Raw genomic sequence first — 17,705 nt, forward strand, 5'->3', positions numbered from 1 at the left:
ATGGGCTAGGCCTCCTTAGACTCCTTATATTCCATCTTGGGCAGTTCGTCTGTTGCTGACAGAGTCAATGACATCTTGTGAGTTCCGCCCTCAAAAGAGTGGTCGTCCGAAGACACATAGTACCCGCCAAGAATCCCTGTCATGGACTCCTTGACGTAGACCGCTGAACCCGACACTACCTCATCGATGCCCAGACACTCGATATGGGCCTCATCGTCGATGGTGCCCATCTCCTTCAGCAGCTGCTTGGCACGCTGCTCCATTTGGGACCTCATCATACTCTGGTCCGGCTTCTCCAAATGCTGCATAATGCCGAAGCGCCGGATCAGCTCGGCATCCTTGGCGCTTGCCGTCATTTCCTTCTTCTTATTGTCTCCGCCGGCTACCTTGATCTGTGTCTTCATCTCTTCAATCGATTGGGCGTAGCTGGCACCCAGGATGTTGACGCCGTTCTCCAGCACCCATTTCACTTCCTGCTCCTTGCGAGGGAGGAGATGCAGCTTGCCTTCCCGGGAAGTCAGATAGAACTGCTCCCCTGTCTGCTTACGGGTCTCCGTGATGGCTATCACCATCATTTCGAATAAGGTCTTGTCACGAAATACGAGCTTCGGGATCACAAATCCGGTATCCTTGATCTCGCCCAGATCTACGGAGAACTCGCTGCACAGCTTCCTGACCACATCGGATGCCTTCATACTGCGAAAGATCTTCGTGTCTTTGTTCTTGGTCAAATAAATGTTCTCATCATAAGCCGTCAGCGACATTTGTCCCTCCGCATCGATCGAGTCTGCGAAAATAACGCCGCGAAACAGCTCCTTCTTCTCGCCCATCATCAGCCGCAGCTCATTTCCCTTCTCCGGCCTCTGAAGGCGGCTCCGCATATCTGCTGTATTCGACAGCTCAACGACCAGCTTACGGGAAGCCTGCTTGCTGTCCCCCGACCAGCGAATGGACTTTACAATCGGATCAAGGAAGGTCTGAACCCCGGATTCGATGTAGACAATACTCCAGTTCATGAAGGAATCACCAGCTTCTGACCCGGGTAGATCGAATTCGGGTTCTTCCCGATCGTCAGCTGATTCAAGCTGTAAATCTCATTCCACCGATCACCCTTTCCGAGTGTCCGCTGGGCGATTTTCCACAGCGTATCACCGAGAATAACGACATAAGCCTTGGGCGGAATTCTGGAGTCCGGGCGGGTATTTCCCTCCGCCACTACGGCACTACCCGACTCGTTCTTCTCGATCTGCCGGAACTGAACTTCTTCATACTGCTTCAGTTCAAGCTCGTAATACACATCGCCAGGACTCCCAGCGCGCTCACTATATTGGAACGACCTGATGGTCACCTGCTTCTTGATCTCAGTTCCCGTAATACTAAGGCGGATCGGTCTGCGTGCAGCCATCCAGCCTTCAATCAGCTCCACAGTCTTCCACGGATTCATAAGATCCTCATACTCGCAATAGCCGGGATGATAGTCACGGGGGAAAAAAGAAGAGAACGAGTACACCTTGAGCTCGGCTTCCCCGATAATCGTGTATTCCCCAAGCTGGGTCACCTTCACATCTTCATAACTATGGGAACTCTTGACCGAGAGCTGCTCCGGGTTAACGGGCAGCCACAGCCATTCCTTCATATCCAGCGTAGATAACCAGAATTCCAGTGAAGCCATCAGGCCATCAATCCTCCCGCACTTTTGATCTCACGGGCCAGAGCTCTTGCAATGGCATCAATATCGGAATCCTGACGGACATTGAACGTATTGCCAGTGATCGAAATGGAGCTCCCACCAGATCCAGCAGCAGAGAACGCTCGGTTCTCGCTGGCTGTCATAATGCGCTCGCCCTTATGCAGCCTAGCCTGCATACCGTCATAAGGAACATAATCCAGACCATGATAGCGATTCTGAAGCGGCGCACTGCCTGCGGTCGCCTGTGCGGCGGCATTCCCCTGCACCTGTACGGTCGCTGACAGATTCTTGTCACTGCCGGACAGGTCGCCGAAGAAGGAGGATACCGCAGTAGATACGGTCTCTACCAAATCCAGAATGGTCTGCATATGGTACTTGAACAGGTAGGCCAGCCCAGCAATCGCGGCACCCACCAGGGCGACCACAGCTATGATAGGCAGGAAAGGCGCAACCGCAGCCCAGCCCGCCACAGCCGAGGCCCACAAAGCTGGCGCGAACAAGCCGATCAGTACTGCCGCCATACCGGTGATGGCAGGGACAAGAATATCCGCCTGGTTCGTAATGAACTCCATCACGCTGACCATAGCTTCACCGAACGGCATCAGCGCCTCGCCAAGCGGGGCCAGGGCCAGGGTAATCCGGTTCTGAAGTGTGGCGAACCGGTCGCCGAAGCTCTCCACCGATTTGGAGTGCTTGAGTATGCCGCCCTCGGATGCGCCCATGGCGTCCGCTATTCCTTTGAACTCTACCTGACCGCCTCGAAGGGCGGTGACCAGATCGCCGCTGACCTTGCTTCCAAAGCTCTCGGTTGCTATTCTGGCGGCTTCGGCCTCCGTAGCGGCACTGCGGATTTGATTCGCAACCTCCGTAATCCCGCCGGTAGGAAAGCCCTTCTTCATGGCATCTTCAATCGGGGTTATCCCTTCCTTCTGCCACTTCGCCATCAGGACCATCGTCTGGTCGAACCCAAGCCCCATCTGCTTCATCGGATCGCTCGCCTGACCCATCCGCTTCATCAGATCACCCATAGAGACTTCACCCGCACGACTCGCCGCAAAGAACTTCTCCATCATCTGCTTGCTGCCATCCGTTGCAATTCCCCATACCCCCATCGCCTTGGCGGCGGAGTCTGCTGCCGCGGCACTGTCCGTACCGGTAAGGCGGGAAGCATCCAGCAGCGTCTTGGTCATGTCCTCAAGCTTCTGCCCGGTCAGACCTGAATCCCGGTTCAGGATCCCCATCGCTTTGCCCACCTCGGTGAGGCTTTGCGGAACCTGTCCTCCCACCTTCTTGAAGGAGCCGACAAGCACATCCATATCCATAGCGGCTGCCCCAGAGGTTGAGCGAAGCACCCCAAAAGCTTCGCTGTACTTCTTGGCAGCTTCTATGGACTGATCCTTGACCAGGGTGAACAAGCTGCTGGCCGTCCCGGTAATGGCCGAGACCGCTCCCTTGTTCTTCTCCATGGAGACATGGATCGGGTCATCACCCAGCGGCTTGCGCAGCCTTCTGTACCCGCGCTGCAAAGCATTGGGCGGATTATCAAATTTGGTCTTGATCCGGTCACGAATACTGACCGGCTGACGGGTGAACTTGCTCCTCAGCCGCTCCATCAGCCCCTTCTTCTCGGGAGCCGCCGCTGCACTCCCGGCGGGCTGCGCCGCTGCGGCTTGTGCCGCCTTGGCTGCGGCGCTAACCTTCTCCTTCGCCTCCTGCATCGCCTGCAGCCGTTCAAGCTTGCGCTTTGCCTTCCGGCCCTTGCCGGCAGCCGCCGCAGCCATAGCGGCTTTCATCGAAGCCGCTTCAATCGCCTCGGCCTGCTCCGCTGCGGCCTTGGCCGCTTTGGCCGCTTCCTGCTTGGCCGCTTCGGCTCGCACGGCGTAGGCTTTCTTGATGGCATTTCTGCCACCGCGCGCCATCTCCAGCTGCATGGCAGCCGCAAGGACAGGCCCTTTGGCGGCCTTCTGCCAGCCTTCACTGATCTTGGTGTACACGGCCGGCTTGGACAGATTCGCGGTCATTTGTGTTATTCTCTCAAGCAGCTTACTCAGCTTTTCCGCGCTCGACAGGTTGTTGCTCAAGCTTCTTCACCTCCTCGCTGATCCGGCCTGCTAGCCTCCTCTGCGGGCGGCCTGCCTCTCTGCCTTTCGCGCCTTCTCCTCTTCTTCCAGTTGAAGCAGCATGGACGCGTACATGAAGCGCTTGGTTCCTTCATCCTTGTTGTACACCTCATCCGGCGGAATATGATGCCGCTGAAAGATGAGATGCACCAGGAAGGCCTCGCCGCCCGCCTTGATCAGTTTTTTATTTCTTCGTCATCGCTGTCAAAGCCGCTGATCTCCAGAATCTCCGTGGATAACTTGGCAATCTCACCAGCCAGCAGCAGACCGAGAATCGCCTCTGTAGGTGTTCCGTACTTCTCAATCAGTTCCTTGGCGGTCCAATCGGGAATCAGACATGCCTTCTGAATCACAAGGGCACCGAACTGCTCTTCATCGAGCACTTTCTCCCTCTTCGGACCTTTGCCCGTATAATGCGTGCACTGTTCCTGAATTCGGTTGATGGTCTTGCCATCCAGCGCTTGAATTTGAAAATCCACCCCAAGCCGCTTCATAGGAATATCCCTCTGGGGCTTGCTGTCAATGCTAAGCAGGGCGTGAAGCACCGCGCTCTGTCTTGTATCTGTAACTGCCATAATGTATACATCTCCTTGATATAGAATGGATTGAACCTATTTAATGAGTATGAAAAGTGGTTCTTAACCTAATTAGAAATTCCCTACCGCTTCGCTGATTTTGAGCTGCATACTGCAAGCAGGTTCCCGAAGGGAACAGCTTATTCGGCATGAATGACATCGAGCAGTTCATAACCCGTGAAGTTGAAAGGAAGCTCCTCTTCCACCAGCGAGCCCACCTCAAAGTGCACGAGCGGGATTTTGTCGAACATAACCCCTTTCAGACGAACACGATAAGCTCCATAAGATTCAGGGTCTTCCAGCTTCAGAATCAATTCGGTGATGAATGTACCTTTGGAATCATCCGCCACCTGGCCGATTAGCTCTACGAATTCGGAAGTCACTTTATATCCCGAGATCGTACCGGTTCCGCTCAGTCCTGTTACTTTGTGTGCTGTCCAGCGGGTCCCGGACCGCTTGATCTCCTCTTTCGTGATTTCCACATTGGCTTCGGCCGTCTTGATATTGGTCAGCCACTGCCCGTTGTGATACACATATCCATAAGTTCCATTAATTACACGGGTTGCATCCAGCAAGACAAATCCCTCCTAATAATGTTCTGATGTTTGTAACTAACTCCGGTATTAGACCTTGATGGTCAGGAAAATCCGCTCCATGCTGTCAATCTCGGTGAAGCTGATTAACAGGAAGACACTGTCGCCTTCGGATTTGCGGTCAGGGTCAAGCCCGACCACGATATCAGTAAGCACATTGTTCAGTTCAAGGCGCTCCAAGTAAGCTTTGACAGCGGCAATCAGGGCCGCCTGGCCATCCGCATTGTTATCGAGCTTGCCTATGTAAGAATCTGCGGCCGCCTTTGGAATATCTGTAGCCACCGCCTGTCTTGCACGGATCGCACGAATCTTCTTTTTGCTGGTCACCAGCCCCTGCTCTACTTTCACTTTCTCCCCGTCATGGACTAGCACGAGCGATCCTTTCTTGAGTGCGTTATTAATCTCGCTGTTCTTCAGCCGTTTCATCACATCCGTAGCACGAACCGGAGTATAAGTAATAGACTTATTAATGCCTGTACCGGCAATGAGACCGGCAATGTACGGAGCATACTGGGCTGAGCTGTAAGCTTCTCCGTTAATTCTGGCGCCGGTAATCAAATTAACCGCGTAGTCATCGGAGAGTCGGTCTGTCCGCGCATTCCCAAGCTCAGGATTCAGGTCCTCCTCAGCAGAACCCCCGAATACTGTCAGGAAGTGCTTCCCTTCCCCTCGGTTGCGAATACACCAGTTCCGTGTATTGTCCTGCTCCTCTGCCGTAAGTTCTCCTGGATAGACAAACACATTAAAGCTGCGTGACTCGAAAGCGTCCCTAAGTGCCAGGTAGACCTCAGCATCACTCTTGGCTTTGGCTGGCGCTGCCGGAACGGTATAGACCAGAACTTCCTTGGCACCGCCCTGCAGAATGAGGCGAATCGCCGTCACATTAGCCAGACCGAACAGGTTGGCTGCTTCTGTTTCTTTCTCAATCGTATAGAACTGGCCAGCTTCGGCTGTACCGTACTGAAACAGCGGAAGTGCAACCGTACCTCTGGTTCCTCCCTTGATCTGCGCTGCGGCTGCCTCCACAAAATTAATATAAAGACCCGGCCGAACCGGCAGAGTAATCGGATCCCATGTTCCACCCATATTAATGACCACCTTTCGAATTGTATTCCGTTCTAACTCCTATATGGCTCATCTTCGTGAACTCCTCGGTCGCCACCGGCTCCCGGTATTGCAATTGAAGCACCGCAGTACATTTCTGAAGGCCGCCCTCCATTTGCTCAGCTCCATCGAAGGAGAAGGATTCAATCTTGAGCGCCCTTCCCGCAGCTGGAGTCAAGGCAGAGCCCTGCTCATTCATCATGAACCGGCTTAAATCTTCCATACGGCTAACAGCCTGCTGTACATCCTCTCCATAACCGATTACGCTGTACTGCCGCTGCGTCCATGTCTGGGAGAGGCTCTCGCTCCGGCGAATATCCTGCTTCAGGATAATGACGAACTGACCGTTCTCCCTCTCCGCAGGGATAGGCTCCTGATAGTAATGAATGAGCGCATCCGGGAACTTGGCCTTGATTACATCAGCAATACCCTGCACTTCATCGGCAAGTGACACTAACTTCACCCCTTTAGAACTTGTTCGGCTGCCGCCCATGACGCATCAGGCGGAACTTTACTTCCCCCTTTCAACCGTTCATACACATACGGCCTAGCAACCGCCGCTGCAATACGAATTATAGAGCCCAATTTCCAGGTCTGGGGAGGATGAACTTTCTTCACCAGGGGTGATAACTTTTCACCCTATCGCGAAGCCTAGGCCTATTGTTATACTGAATGTAACTTGTAAGTATCTGGTAAGCAGCAGCTGGGAGGATTGTGAAGTGAGTGTTATCCGGATCATGCTTGTAGATGATGACCCGTTCTGGCGGGAGAATATCAGTGCAGATTTGGCAGACGAGCCCGATATTGAGGTAAAAGCGATTGCCGCAACAAAAAAAGAAGCCATTGATATGGCTTCTAAGTATGAGCTTGATATTATTCTGATGGATATTAACTTAAGTGAGAATAACCTCGACGGCCTGGAAGCCGTCGAACAGATCCTTCGCCTGCCCGGTAGGGAGCAGGTCAAGATTATCATGCTCACATCCATTACGGATGCTGAGGTGGTCATGAAGTCCTTCCGGCTCGGCGCGCTGAATTATATCAACAAATCCAGCCTTCAAGACATGCTTCACGCCATCCGTGAAGCTCATCTTGGCCGGGCCGCCATCCATTCCGACGCTGCCCGTATTATGCGCAGTGAGGTACAGCTGATGGAACTCACCTCTTCGGAACGCGAGGTGTTCGATCTCCGCAAGAACGGGCTTAGCAAGCGACAGATTTCGGAACAACTTCACAAGTCTACGAATACAATCAAGTCGCAGCTAAGGAGCATCAAGAATAAGCTGACTCATTTCAGGATGGATGGAGATGATCCAGACTGTTAGCCTCCCGGTTCAGCTGTCTGGCATCTTTGGCCTGCGGTCTGAACTTGAACGCGGGAAAGTGCAGTGTCAGCGTAACACCCGCCCCGTACTCATTTGAGGCTGCCATCATTTTGCCGCCGTGCTTTGACATCACACTTGAGCAGTAAGAGAGCCCCAAACCGTAGTTAAGCGCATTCTTTTTGGTCGTGAAGAAGGGTTCAAATATCTTGCTTAAATGCTCCTTGGGGATTCCGGCACCATTGTCCCTGACCTCTATCCTGAACCCTTTCCTGGTCGCAGCGGTCTTCAGCGTAATTTCCCCGCCGCTATCCGGCATGGCATCCAATGCGTTACGAATCAGATTGGACAGCGTCTCTCTAATATGAACAGCATCACACTTCAGCGATCCTTCCGCCTCATACCTGGCAGATAGCTCCACGGGTCTATTCTCCGTTAACGTTCTAGCCGAGTCCATAACCGATTCCACCAACGATCGAACATCGTGCAGCTCTTCGTCAAGGACTACGTCTTCTGCCTTCTCCTTAATTCGGTTCACCATGTGAAGCAGATGTCCGGTTAAATGATGTACCTGATCAATCGTACTGGCTGCCTTCTCGGCCTGGCCGGACCGGATCAAGGTGCTGCATTTCTCTGCCAGATAGTCGATCTTCTGGATCTCATTCTTAATCGAATGATTCAGAATCGATACGCCCATGGTCAATGTCCTTATGGAGTGATCCAGCCGTTCACGCTCGATTCTCAGCTTGATGCCGAGGAAGCCATTGCGAATCGAATATGTAAGGATCAACCCAACCGTTCCTAATATGGCGATGAAATTCGCCTGCCACATACCGTTACTGTCCAGCTCGAACGACCACATTCCAAGCTTCAGGGAATCGAAATTTACATAATCGGATGTAAAAGCCCAGACCATGACTGTAGGGAAAATTAACATTGCCCGCCTCAGGCTCTGTTTCCGCTCTAGATTCATTTCCTTGAAGTAAGCCAGATAATAGAAGACACACCCCATCAGCACATAGACCCCATCCCACCACCTGAACCAGGCCAAGCTGAAGATGTTCCACGGTTCTGAAGCCAGGTGGATCGCCGTCATGGCTACCGGACCTGGAAGAAGGACTAGCGATACGGCTACCTTGAGGCGAGAGGATAACCCCTGATTCAACCACAGCCCGCCCATGAAAAATACATACGGAAGCACGTAGAAGTAAATATGCATAGCAATAACGGTAGATACATACAGCAGCATACTTAGAACAGGATGAAGCCACTGGGCATCATGAATCATCGGCATGATCGACAGATGCATGGCAAAGGCAAAGCTGGCTGAGCCCCCCAGCAGGATGGTCAGTCCAATCCATACGTTGCTCCTTGTTCTGGACAATAGAATAATAACCCCGAGCGTCCACAGTGACAGAAACATAAGAACATAAATAATTCTCATTCGGCTCCCCCAAAGCCCCTTCCGCCTAAGTTCATTAATTCCCTCATCATACAATATATCCCTTATTAAGTCAGCAATGATTTAACTTGTAAATTCGACACTATCCCTTAGGGAATCAACCTCATTATGTAATGTTAGTTCCAAACGAAAAAGGCCACATGTCCTAGCGAACTTGAGGCCTTCGTATAGGGTTCTTCTTCTATTGCTGGTTGCACAACTCTAATTATGATAGCCTCTGTCCCCAGCGTAGAGAGCTACGGGCGACTTAGAATAAGACTTCTTCCGTACGTCTGAGCTCAGCGAACTGGCTGCCAAGGACTTTATTATGATGGTCAATGATCTGCTGGGCTGTTAGATTCTCTGAATCAAAGGTGCTGTGTCCATCCGCGACTAGAACGTTAGTGTACCCCAAGCTATTAGCAGCTCGGCATGTGGAATCCACACAGTACTCCGTCTGCACTCCGGTAATGATCAGACGTGTGATGCCAAGCTCTTGTAACTTCACATGAAGCTCAGTCCTCAGAAAAGGATCCGCATGGTACTTAACCATAGTCAGATCTCCTTCCTGGGGGGCGACCTCAGGATGGATCTGCCACAGCGGTTGCCCCAATCCGTGAGGAGACTCTCCGTCCTCGGTATGCTGCATGTAGATTACCGGCGATCCAGCCGAACGGGCTTTTTGAATCAAAGACTGAATATGGTGAAGCAGCTCCTGCGCCTGATATAACTCTTTTCCCCCATACTGTGCCCATATGAATGGCGCTAATTGTACATCCACAATCATAAGCGCACTCTTCGGCATGTTCATTCCAAGTGTCCCCCTTGAGCTTTATTAGTTATAGCCCCTGTCCCCAAAAGGCTGAAGTTCTTCAAGCCACTTCTCCTTCATCTTCTTCAGCGTATCCTTCATATCCAGGCGCACGCCTTCCTTCTCCTTCACCGTCTCCAGCACCTCAATTACAAAGTTCTCCTTGCCCATCTCGCTCCATTCCTGCTGAAGCTTCTTGCACATATGAGAACCCATTTCGAGCGAGAATTCCTGGCCGTTAATTGACTTGAGATTTGGAGTACTATCCACATAAATCTTGCCATTCTTCGTATTCTTAATCTGGTACACGCCTGCCTGAATCTTGACTTCTTTAGCCATCAGTTTCAGTTCTTGTTTGCGATCCACTCTATTCTCCTCCTGCTCTGTCGCCGGCCCGCCAAGCCAATACTCACTGCCGTCCGGCTGTCTGTTCATGAATCCATACTCAACTAAATAACGCCGCAGCAGGGCAAAATCTTCAAAAGCTGCGCTCAGGATCTCATTAACTTCCTTCTCAGCGTAGATCCGCTCCGGCTCAAATCGCTTGGACAATTCGTTAAGAATAATCAGCTTCTGCTTCTCCCGCATGCCAAAGCTCTTCAGCTGGCCATTCGTTCCCGCAGGAAAATACTTGGCGAGGACCTTCTCCTTCTCGGTCTCTGTAATCCGGTAGCGGTCATCCTTGCTGCTGCCCTGAACCTTCAGCATGGCTGGAGCATGCTTATCCCTCGTTCTTAGAAGCTCCATAATGGCAAGAAACACTTTGGCTTGCCGTTCCTTCTCCTTAAGCACGAACCTGTGGTTGCGTACAGTCGAAGTGCTTCCAATCCCAAGCTCCTGCTGCACTTCCTTATCACTCTTGCCTTGGTAAAATAACTTCAGCAAATTGCTCTGAATCTCGGATAACCCGGTAAAGCTTTTGTCTAGGCTAATGAGATACTCAAAGGCAGAGCCATGCTTCTTCTCCAGATGCACACGAACATACTTCTCGGTCTCATACAGCACACCATCTTCGGGATAGATAATCCCTTTCTCAAAGCTTTTGCCGCAGCAAATACATACATAAAATTCATCCTTCTCGATATAGCCCCGTTCAAGCTCGGATAAAGTCGAGTTCCAAATCAACTCCGAATTCATAATTGTAATTCCCCAATTCGTTTGCTTATTTATAGATATAATATAATTTTGTTTGTTAAATGTCAATAACTCCCTCGTCCCTTTAATGATTATGGTAAGATACAGAAAGGGCATAGAGACACTCATAAATGCAAAGGAAGTGGGTCGTGAAAGGAACTTATCTTAAAGCCACTATTATACAAGGCAGTGTAGTGGCACTTATCGTTGAAATCATATTGTTCGCCATCAATTATCCCTTGGTCGTCAGTATGCTTAATATTAAGAAGACCGAGGATTACTCATTTCAGGACAGCTACTTTGTTGTCTATCGCGGCATTCTAGAGAACACACCCAAGCTGGCCGCTCTGTTCTGGATCGTGGTCGTGTTTGCAGCCATCGTCATTACTTATGCCGTTCTGAAATGGTTATGGTTTAAATTAATCTAGCGATCATAGCTCTATAAAAGACCAAAAACGGCAGGCCCCTGATAATCTGGGACCTGCCGTCTTTCTAAGTCTGTAAACCATCTAACATCAAACGCATGCTGCGTAAAACTATTCCATCAGCTGCCCAAACACCAGCAGGCGCTTCAGGACCACGGACGCTTCCGCCCGGGTAGACGCGGCGCTCGGTCTGAACAGACCGCCGCTTCCCTGAAGGAGCCCGGCGCGGACAGCCGCATCGACCGAGGAGGTCGCCCAGGAAGCTACCGTACCTCGATCCTTGAAGATCTCGATTCCGCTGCCTCCATCTATCGCCTGTCTGCCCAGCAGATTCATGGCTGATCCGAGCATTGCCGCCATTTCCTGCCGGGTAACCGGGGCATTTGGCTTGAACTGGTTAGCACCCGTTCCTCGGATCAGACCGGCTTGATAAGCCGATTCCACTGGAGCTGCATACCAGGCATCCGCCTTTACATCGGTGAAGCTGGTCTGATTCTGTGCCAAATTCAGCCCTAATGCACGTACCATCAATGCTGCAAATTCGGCCCGTGTGATCTGGCGATCCGGCTCGAACTTGCTTGCCGATACGCCTTTGACCAGCAGCTTGGAAGCGAGCAGTTCCACATCACTTCTTGACCAGTGTCCGTTAAGATCACTAAAGCTCTTGCTGGCTGCTACTATTCCATACAGACTGGTATGCGTGGTCAGAATCTGAACCGCATCATAACCATTTTCCTTCACCCGAACAGCGGGAACAAATTGAAGCTCCCCATTCGCGTCCAAGGTAACCGCAGTCCAGTTCTGCGGAATTCCTGCAGAAAGTCTTAGCGTACGAGCGGCATATTCCCGGCCGAAGTCCTGCAGCTTCACTTTCTGAACATGGTTAGTCAGAGCTACCTCGAACTCTACCGGCTGAAGCAGGTTACCTGCTGATAATTTGGAGACCGCCTGACTCCAGATGGCATTGTCCACTGAATCAGCCTTCTTGACTGTAACTTCAATTCTCCATCCCTCAGCCGAGCTTCCCGCCTGGGCAGTTACCGCACTCTGCTTAAGAACCGATAACGGAAGTGTGAAGCTTCCTGCACTTGTACTAAGCTCGATCCCTGCACCCGGGATAGAGGGTGCATTTCGCAGCTCATTGAGAGGATAAGTCACTTTCCATGAATCCGCTTCGTTACCAAGTCTGATCAACCAGACTTTATCTGTGGACGACATCCGCCCCACTGCGCTGCTGACTGTATCCGCAGTCACGTCCAGCGTCACTTCCTGCTGTCCACCCTGCTGGGTGCTCTTCACTTCATCTGAGGCAGGCACATATTCAAAGCCCGATGCGGTATCCTTAAAGGAACCTTCAGCTTGCGATCCATCTGCAGGAGCTGCCGGAGCACCACCGCCTCCGCCGCCTGAGCTGCCGCCTCCTCCATAGCTTCCGCCACCGCCACCGGATCCACCAGTTCCGCCTGAAGTATCTCCGCCCGGCGTACTTCCACCGGAGGTGCCTCCTCCAGAAGTACCGCCTCCGGATCCAGCAGTTCCTCCTGAAGTACTCCCTCCAGAAGTGTCTCCGCCAGTTCCGCTAGTTCCACCGCTTCCGCCCGTGGAATCTGCCGGAACAGTTACCGGATCAATGAAGTCGAGGGTGAACACGCCTGCCTTCGTCTCCGTTGTCACACCTATAATAAAGCCAGGCTTAACTTTCACTGTGACAACCGTATCGTTTGCATTGGTGTGGCTGAGTGCCTTTCCCGTAAAATGAATCAGCACAAGCTGATCACTGCTTCTCATAACTTCATAACCGAGGCCTGCTGGAAGGCCTTCGAGCAGGACGCCCCCGGTCATATCCTGAACAAATGTCCCGTGATCCACATACAGGGACTGTGTAGCGGACAAGGTGCCGTCATTGCTTAAGTCCTCCTTGATGACAGGATTCAGCACGGTGAGAACAGGCTCTCCGCTGTACTGCGCTGCCGTATGAACAGGCACCTCGGTAATAGCTGCCTGGGTATTGCCTGCCATATCCTTGGCCAGGATATAGATGATATAGTCCTGATCGGGACTAAGCTTGTCGAAATAAATATCCGCTTCCTGACCCGCAGATACAGCAGAAGGTGCAAGCTGCTGCAGCGCTTCGGCAGTCGGCTTGGCCTGACCTGCAGGAACAGGCAGAGCGTACACGGACGCATTCTCATCCGTCTTTACGAGCAGATGAAGAGAGTTGTCCGTCACTACGCCGGCTTTTGGATAACCTGCCGCAAATACCGGCGCCGCGGTATCAGCCGGCTTAACCTGCTGCTTGGTTACAAATGACACCTTGGCCGGAACGCTGCTTACGTTCCCGGTTGTATCGTATGCTGCCAGATACACGGCGTAGGAGGTCTGAGGATTCAGATTGCCGAAGGTCAGCGTAATATCCTGATTGGCAGCGGCGGTCTGGGATGCAGACTGCTTAAGCTCTTCTATGGTCGGCGCTGGATCAGCAGCTGGCTGCACCTTTGCATATACCTTGGAGGCTTCATCTACACTCAGCACCACTTCAGCAGACACATCGGTCACCGTTCCTGTATGCGGATAGCCCTGATTAAAGGCAGGTGCCGCGGTGTCCGCAGTCTGGATGCCTACCGCATTCCAGGCTCCTGTAACCGCTTGGATAATCTGCTGCCTAATATACTGATATTCAGAATGCGCCTTCACATAGTTCTGCGCAGCACTTTCATACCCGTTAGCCGCATCAACAAAGTTCGAGTTAGACACCAGATAATGTGTTAATACATCGTAAGCCATGGAGGCTACGGCTTCCTTGGCTCCTGTTGTTCCCAGAATCGATTCCAAATTGGCTACCATCAGGTAACCGGCATGATTGGGGATACCGCTGTTCGTATGAACGCCCCCATTATCATGGGTGCTGTCATTAGGGAGATACACATAGCTGCTCATTTGACCAGGCTGTGGAGATAGAACCGTCGTATCGCCCGGATTTTTCAGATTCCGCAAAGCCCGGTGGTCCAATCTCAGATCTTCTCCAATTAACCACCACTTGGTATCAGCCGGATCATTATTCGACTCTATTAACGCGCCCATTAGGTCAGAGAAAGACTCATTCAGCGCCCCGGATTGATTCTGATACTCCAGATTCGCCGTATTCTCGGTCACGCCATGCGTCATTTCATGGGCAACGACATCAAGTCCGCAGGACAAGCAGTCAAATCCGCCTCTTGCGGACCCGCTGCCATCCCCGTACAGCATATAGCCTCCGAACCAGGCCGCATTATCCCATGCTCCGCCTTGGTTGGTCGTGCTCCATAGATCAGGAATGTGAACAATGGAGAGGATTGAGCCACCTTTGGCATCAATGCTGTTTCTTCCAAACTTCCCATAGTAATAGTCATAGACTTTCCCCGCATTGAAATGGGCATCTACCGCCTGACGATCCGTGAAGGATGTTGAAGAGCTTTCAATATTCGTATAATAAATGGCTCCTGCACTATCCGTTCCGCTATAAGCATAAGTGAATACGCCGCGGTCTTTATCCGTATACATCTGCCACATTAGCTTGGTGATATCGAGCATTTGATATTTGTTGGTCGTTGGATCTTTATAAAGATTCAGCGACTTCGTGTCCCCATTGAAGCCTGTGCTGACTCCAGTCGTCATATTGGACGGATTCATACTTCTTGCTTGATAGGAAGTACTATATTCGTCAATAATAGAGCCATTCTCGGCATCAATATATCCTGTCCATTTGCCGGGATACGGCATAAGATAGGTCACGTTAACCTCATAAGCAAGCCGGTATTCCTGATCACTAGGATAGATGATCAGCTTGGCTGTAGGGGCTGAGGTATTAAGCACCTGAGTGCCGACATTCACAGGACTCCAGCTAATCTTCGTCCCTTCCTGGTCCTCAATCCACTGCTTGAGGATATTCACAGCTTGACTGGAGGTGATGGCTGCTGTGAGATTATCCGGCATAACCACCGTTTCCGGTTCAGTTCGGCTCGCAACCTCCTCAACCTGCTTGTTCTCATCCAGGTGCACCCTCATGTATTTGCCGTACACCGGTATCCCCTGAACCTGCTGCTGATACAAGAAATGGGTCTGATCGATATCATCCTGCTTCTTATCTATCAGCTTGAGGTCCATCTGCGGATTGGTTAACCCGGTAAGCTCCTTGTTGTCCTTCAAAAAGTTCATCACCGAGCTGTCACTTGTAAGACTTGGTGATGTTATATCTTTATAAAAACGGGATTTATCCTCGCTCCGCTGCCCCTCATCCGTGCTGCTCTGTGCGGCAATCTGCTGCTCATCCCCGGTAGCTGCCTGGACAGTGCCTATGCCCCAGGCTCCATTCGAGATACAGACTGCGGATAGCATCACCATCAGCATCCTAGTGAATTTGCTACTCTTCAACACTCTACCTCCTTCGGTCCCTACTATATATTAATAGACTGTTTGCTCCGTACAGACGGAATCGCCAATCTGTCTACTTTCTATTATATCGAATTTTTACCCAGTTTTTTGTAGATTTTTCGACAATATGAGATATTTTCGACATCACAAAAAAAGAAGAGTCCTCAGGATCAGCTAGACTCCCTAAGACTCTTCTATGTCTTGTCTCTTCTATGTCTCTTCGATATTTCTTCTGTGAAATAGAATTATTTATAGATTACGCTGCCCGTCTCCTTGAACTCCTTCGACTTGGCTTCCAGACCCTCCTGGATTGCCGCTTCGCTGTCCAGGCCGTTGTCTTTGGCATACTGGCGGATATCCTGTGTAATCCGCATACTGCAGAATTTCGGTCCGCACATGGAACAGAAGTGGGCCGTCTTGGCTCCCTCAGCAGGAAGGGTCTCATCATGATATTCCATGGCCCGCTCGGGATCGAGCGAGAGGTGGAACTGATCGCGCCAGCGGAATTCAAAGCGCGCCTTGGAGAGCGCATTATCCCGGTCCTGCGCGCCCGGATGGCCCTTGGCCAGGTCGGCAGCATGAGCCGCTATTTTGTAGGTGACGACGCCTTCTCTTACATCCTCTTTATTCGGCAGACCAAGGTGTTCCTTCGGGGTAACATAGCACAACATGGCAGTTCCGAACCAACCGATCATGGCGGCGCCGATAGCGGAAGTAATATGATCATATCCCGGCGCAATATCTGTTGTCAGCGGCCCGAGCGTGTAGAATGGCGCTTCATCGCAGATTTCCAGCTGCTTATCCATGTTCTCCTTGATCAAATGCATCGGCACATGGCCCGGTCCTTCAATCATCACCTGCACATCATGCTTCCAGGCAATCTTCGTGAGTTCCCCCAGCGTCTCAAGCTCCGCGAACTGAGCTTCATCATTCGCATCCGCAATACTGCCCGGGCGAAGACCATCGCCAAGCGAGAAGGCAATGTCATAAGCCTTCATAATCTCGCAGATTTCCTCAAAATGCGTATACAGGAAGTTCTCCTGATGGTGCGCCAGACACCAGGCCGCCATAATCGAGCCGCCGCGGGAGACAATTCCGGTCAGGCGCTTCGCCGTAAGCGGGACATAGCGCAGCAGTACACCAGCATGAATTGTAAAATAATCTACCCCCTGCTCGGCCTGCTCGATCAGGGTATCCCGGTAGACTTCCCAAGACAGATCCTCGGCTTTGCCGTTCACTTTCTCCAAAGCCTGATAGATCGGCACGGTTCCAATCGGTACAGGAGAGTTGCGGACAATCCACTCCCGGGTCGTGTGAATGTTCTTGCCTGTAGACAGATCCATAATCGTATCCGCGCCCCAGCGGGTTGCCCAGGTCATCTTCTCCACTTCCTCTTCAATAGAAGAGCCCACGGCGGAGTTCCCGATATTGGCATTAATCTTGACAAGGAAATTCCGGCCAATAATCATCGGCTCGCTCTCCGGGTGATTGATATTGCTGGGGATAATAGCTCTGCCGCGCGCTACTTCGTCCCGCACGAACTCGGCAGACACATTCTCGCGGATCGCGATATACTCCATCTCCGGTGTGATAATCCCCTTACGTGCATAGTGCATCTGGGTTACATTGTGGCCCGGCTTCGCCCGCAGCGGACGTCTGCCTGAATCCGGGAACTGCTGGGTGTTGGCCCTTGGATCATCGGTTAGATAGCCGTTATCCTCCGGCTTGATCTGTCTTCCTTCATACTCCTCCACATCCCCGCGCTCCCTGATCCAGGCCCGGCGATTCTCAGGAAGCCCCTTCGTAATATCGGTCTGTGCCTCAGCATCAGAATAAAGGCCGCTCGTATCATACACACGGACCGGCGCATTCTCATGACTGCCGTAGCTGTCTGAAGTAGGACTAAGTGCAATCTCGCGCATAGGCACCCGGATATCCGGGCGCGAGCCTTCTACATACACCTTGCGGCTGCCCGGCAGGGCAGTAGTTTGAAGCTGAATCGTCTCTTTGGTCATAACAAAAAAAGCCTCCTCTGTGATTTATCCGAGAAAGGCCGAGCGTGTAAATGGACATAACAAGA

The 17,705-nt window shown here is 51.7% G+C and carries 15 protein-coding genes; 2 read left to right on the top strand and 13 right to left on the bottom strand.

The window, feature by feature from the left end; translation table 11 throughout:
* Window positions 1–5: 5 nt before the first annotated feature.
* From EJP77_RS10555 to EJP77_RS10590, 8 genes are all read right to left on the bottom strand, one after another.
* Window positions 6–1,016, bottom strand: coding sequence for an XkdQ/YqbQ family protein (locus EJP77_RS10555; protein WP_127199196.1), 1,011 nt, complete (start codon window positions 1,014–1,016; stop codon window positions 6–8).
* Window positions 1,013–1,672 carry a LysM peptidoglycan-binding domain-containing protein gene (locus EJP77_RS10560; protein WP_246021861.1) on the bottom strand — a complete coding sequence of 220 codons (660 nt, stop codon included), beginning with the start codon at window positions 1,670–1,672 and terminating at the stop codon, window positions 1,013–1,015. Before EJP77_RS10560 ends, EJP77_RS10555 begins: the two co-directional genes overlap by 4 nt.
* The gene (locus EJP77_RS10565; protein WP_127199198.1) at window positions 1,672–3,771 is read right to left on the bottom strand and encodes a phage tail tape measure protein; all 2,100 of its coding nucleotides are present in this window, start codon (window positions 3,769–3,771) and stop codon (window positions 1,672–1,674) included. The genes EJP77_RS10560 and EJP77_RS10565 overlap by 1 nt, the downstream gene beginning before the upstream one ends.
* 30 nt (window positions 3,772–3,801) lie before the next feature.
* Window positions 3,802–3,960, bottom strand: a complete 159-nt coding sequence (locus tag EJP77_RS10570; RefSeq protein ID WP_221886012.1) for a hypothetical protein — start codon at window positions 3,958–3,960, stop codon at window positions 3,802–3,804.
* Window positions 3,961–3,986: 26 nt separating this feature from the next.
* On the bottom strand, window positions 3,987–4,385 hold the full coding sequence (locus EJP77_RS10575; RefSeq protein WP_127199200.1) for a phage tail assembly chaperone: 399 nt from the start codon (window positions 4,383–4,385) through the stop codon (window positions 3,987–3,989).
* Between the two features lie 140 nt (window positions 4,386–4,525).
* Window positions 4,526–4,960: a phage tail tube protein gene (locus tag EJP77_RS10580; protein ID WP_127199201.1), complete on the bottom strand. Its 435-nt coding sequence runs from the start codon at window positions 4,958–4,960 to the stop codon at window positions 4,526–4,528.
* A 48-nt stretch (window positions 4,961–5,008) separates the two neighbouring features.
* Complete coding sequence (locus EJP77_RS10585; protein ID WP_127199202.1) at window positions 5,009–6,064, bottom strand: phage tail sheath subtilisin-like domain-containing protein; 1,056 nt, start codon at window positions 6,062–6,064, stop codon at window positions 5,009–5,011.
* Window position 6,065: 1 nt separating this feature from the next.
* On the bottom strand, window positions 6,066–6,536 hold the full coding sequence (locus tag EJP77_RS10590; protein WP_127199203.1) for a hypothetical protein: 471 nt from the start codon (window positions 6,534–6,536) through the stop codon (window positions 6,066–6,068).
* A 265-nt stretch (window positions 6,537–6,801) separates the two neighbouring features.
* On the opposite strand from EJP77_RS10590, the gene EJP77_RS10595 reads away from it, so the two are divergent.
* On the top strand, window positions 6,802–7,407 hold the full coding sequence (locus EJP77_RS10595; RefSeq protein WP_127199204.1) for a response regulator transcription factor: 606 nt from the start codon (window positions 6,802–6,804) through the stop codon (window positions 7,405–7,407).
* Here the strand turns inward: EJP77_RS10595 and EJP77_RS10600 are convergent.
* The 3 genes from EJP77_RS10600 to EJP77_RS10610 all read right to left on the bottom strand — a co-directional run bounded on the left by EJP77_RS10600 (window position 7,376) and on the right by EJP77_RS10610 (window position 10,793).
* Window positions 7,376–8,848 (bottom strand): sensor histidine kinase, encoded by a 1,473-nt coding sequence (locus tag EJP77_RS10600; RefSeq protein ID WP_127199205.1) that lies wholly within the window; start codon window positions 8,846–8,848, stop codon window positions 7,376–7,378. The two genes, EJP77_RS10595 and EJP77_RS10600, sit on opposite strands and share 32 nt — an antisense overlap.
* A gap of 265 nt (window positions 8,849–9,113) precedes the next feature.
* Window positions 9,114–9,656 (bottom strand): cysteine hydrolase family protein, encoded by a 543-nt coding sequence (locus EJP77_RS10605; protein WP_127199206.1) that lies wholly within the window; start codon window positions 9,654–9,656, stop codon window positions 9,114–9,116.
* A 24-nt stretch (window positions 9,657–9,680) separates the two neighbouring features.
* A complete protein-coding gene (locus EJP77_RS10610) occupies window positions 9,681–10,793 on the bottom strand; it encodes a DUF2087 domain-containing protein (RefSeq protein ID WP_127199207.1) in 1,113 nt (370 codons plus the stop codon).
* Between the two features lie 146 nt (window positions 10,794–10,939).
* Here EJP77_RS10610 and EJP77_RS10615 point away from each other — a divergent pair, with 146 nt between their 5' ends.
* A complete protein-coding gene (locus EJP77_RS10615) occupies window positions 10,940–11,218 on the top strand; it encodes a hypothetical protein (RefSeq protein ID WP_127199208.1) in 279 nt (92 codons plus the stop codon).
* A 108-nt stretch (window positions 11,219–11,326) separates the two neighbouring features.
* Here EJP77_RS10615 and EJP77_RS10620 read toward each other — a convergent pair whose 3' ends face one another.
* Window positions 11,327–15,625 carry a M4 family metallopeptidase gene (locus EJP77_RS10620; protein WP_127199209.1) on the bottom strand — a complete coding sequence of 1,433 codons (4,299 nt, stop codon included), beginning with the start codon at window positions 15,623–15,625 and terminating at the stop codon, window positions 11,327–11,329.
* A 245-nt stretch (window positions 15,626–15,870) separates the two neighbouring features.
* A complete protein-coding gene (gene thiC / locus EJP77_RS10625) occupies window positions 15,871–17,640 on the bottom strand; it encodes a phosphomethylpyrimidine synthase ThiC (RefSeq protein ID WP_127199210.1) in 1,770 nt (589 codons plus the stop codon).
* Between the last annotated feature and the right edge of the window lie 65 nt (window positions 17,641–17,705).

It is taken from the genome of Paenibacillus zeisoli, from assembly GCF_003994465.1.
Classification (GTDB): domain Bacteria; phylum Bacillota; class Bacilli; order Paenibacillales; family Paenibacillaceae; genus Fontibacillus; species Fontibacillus zeisoli.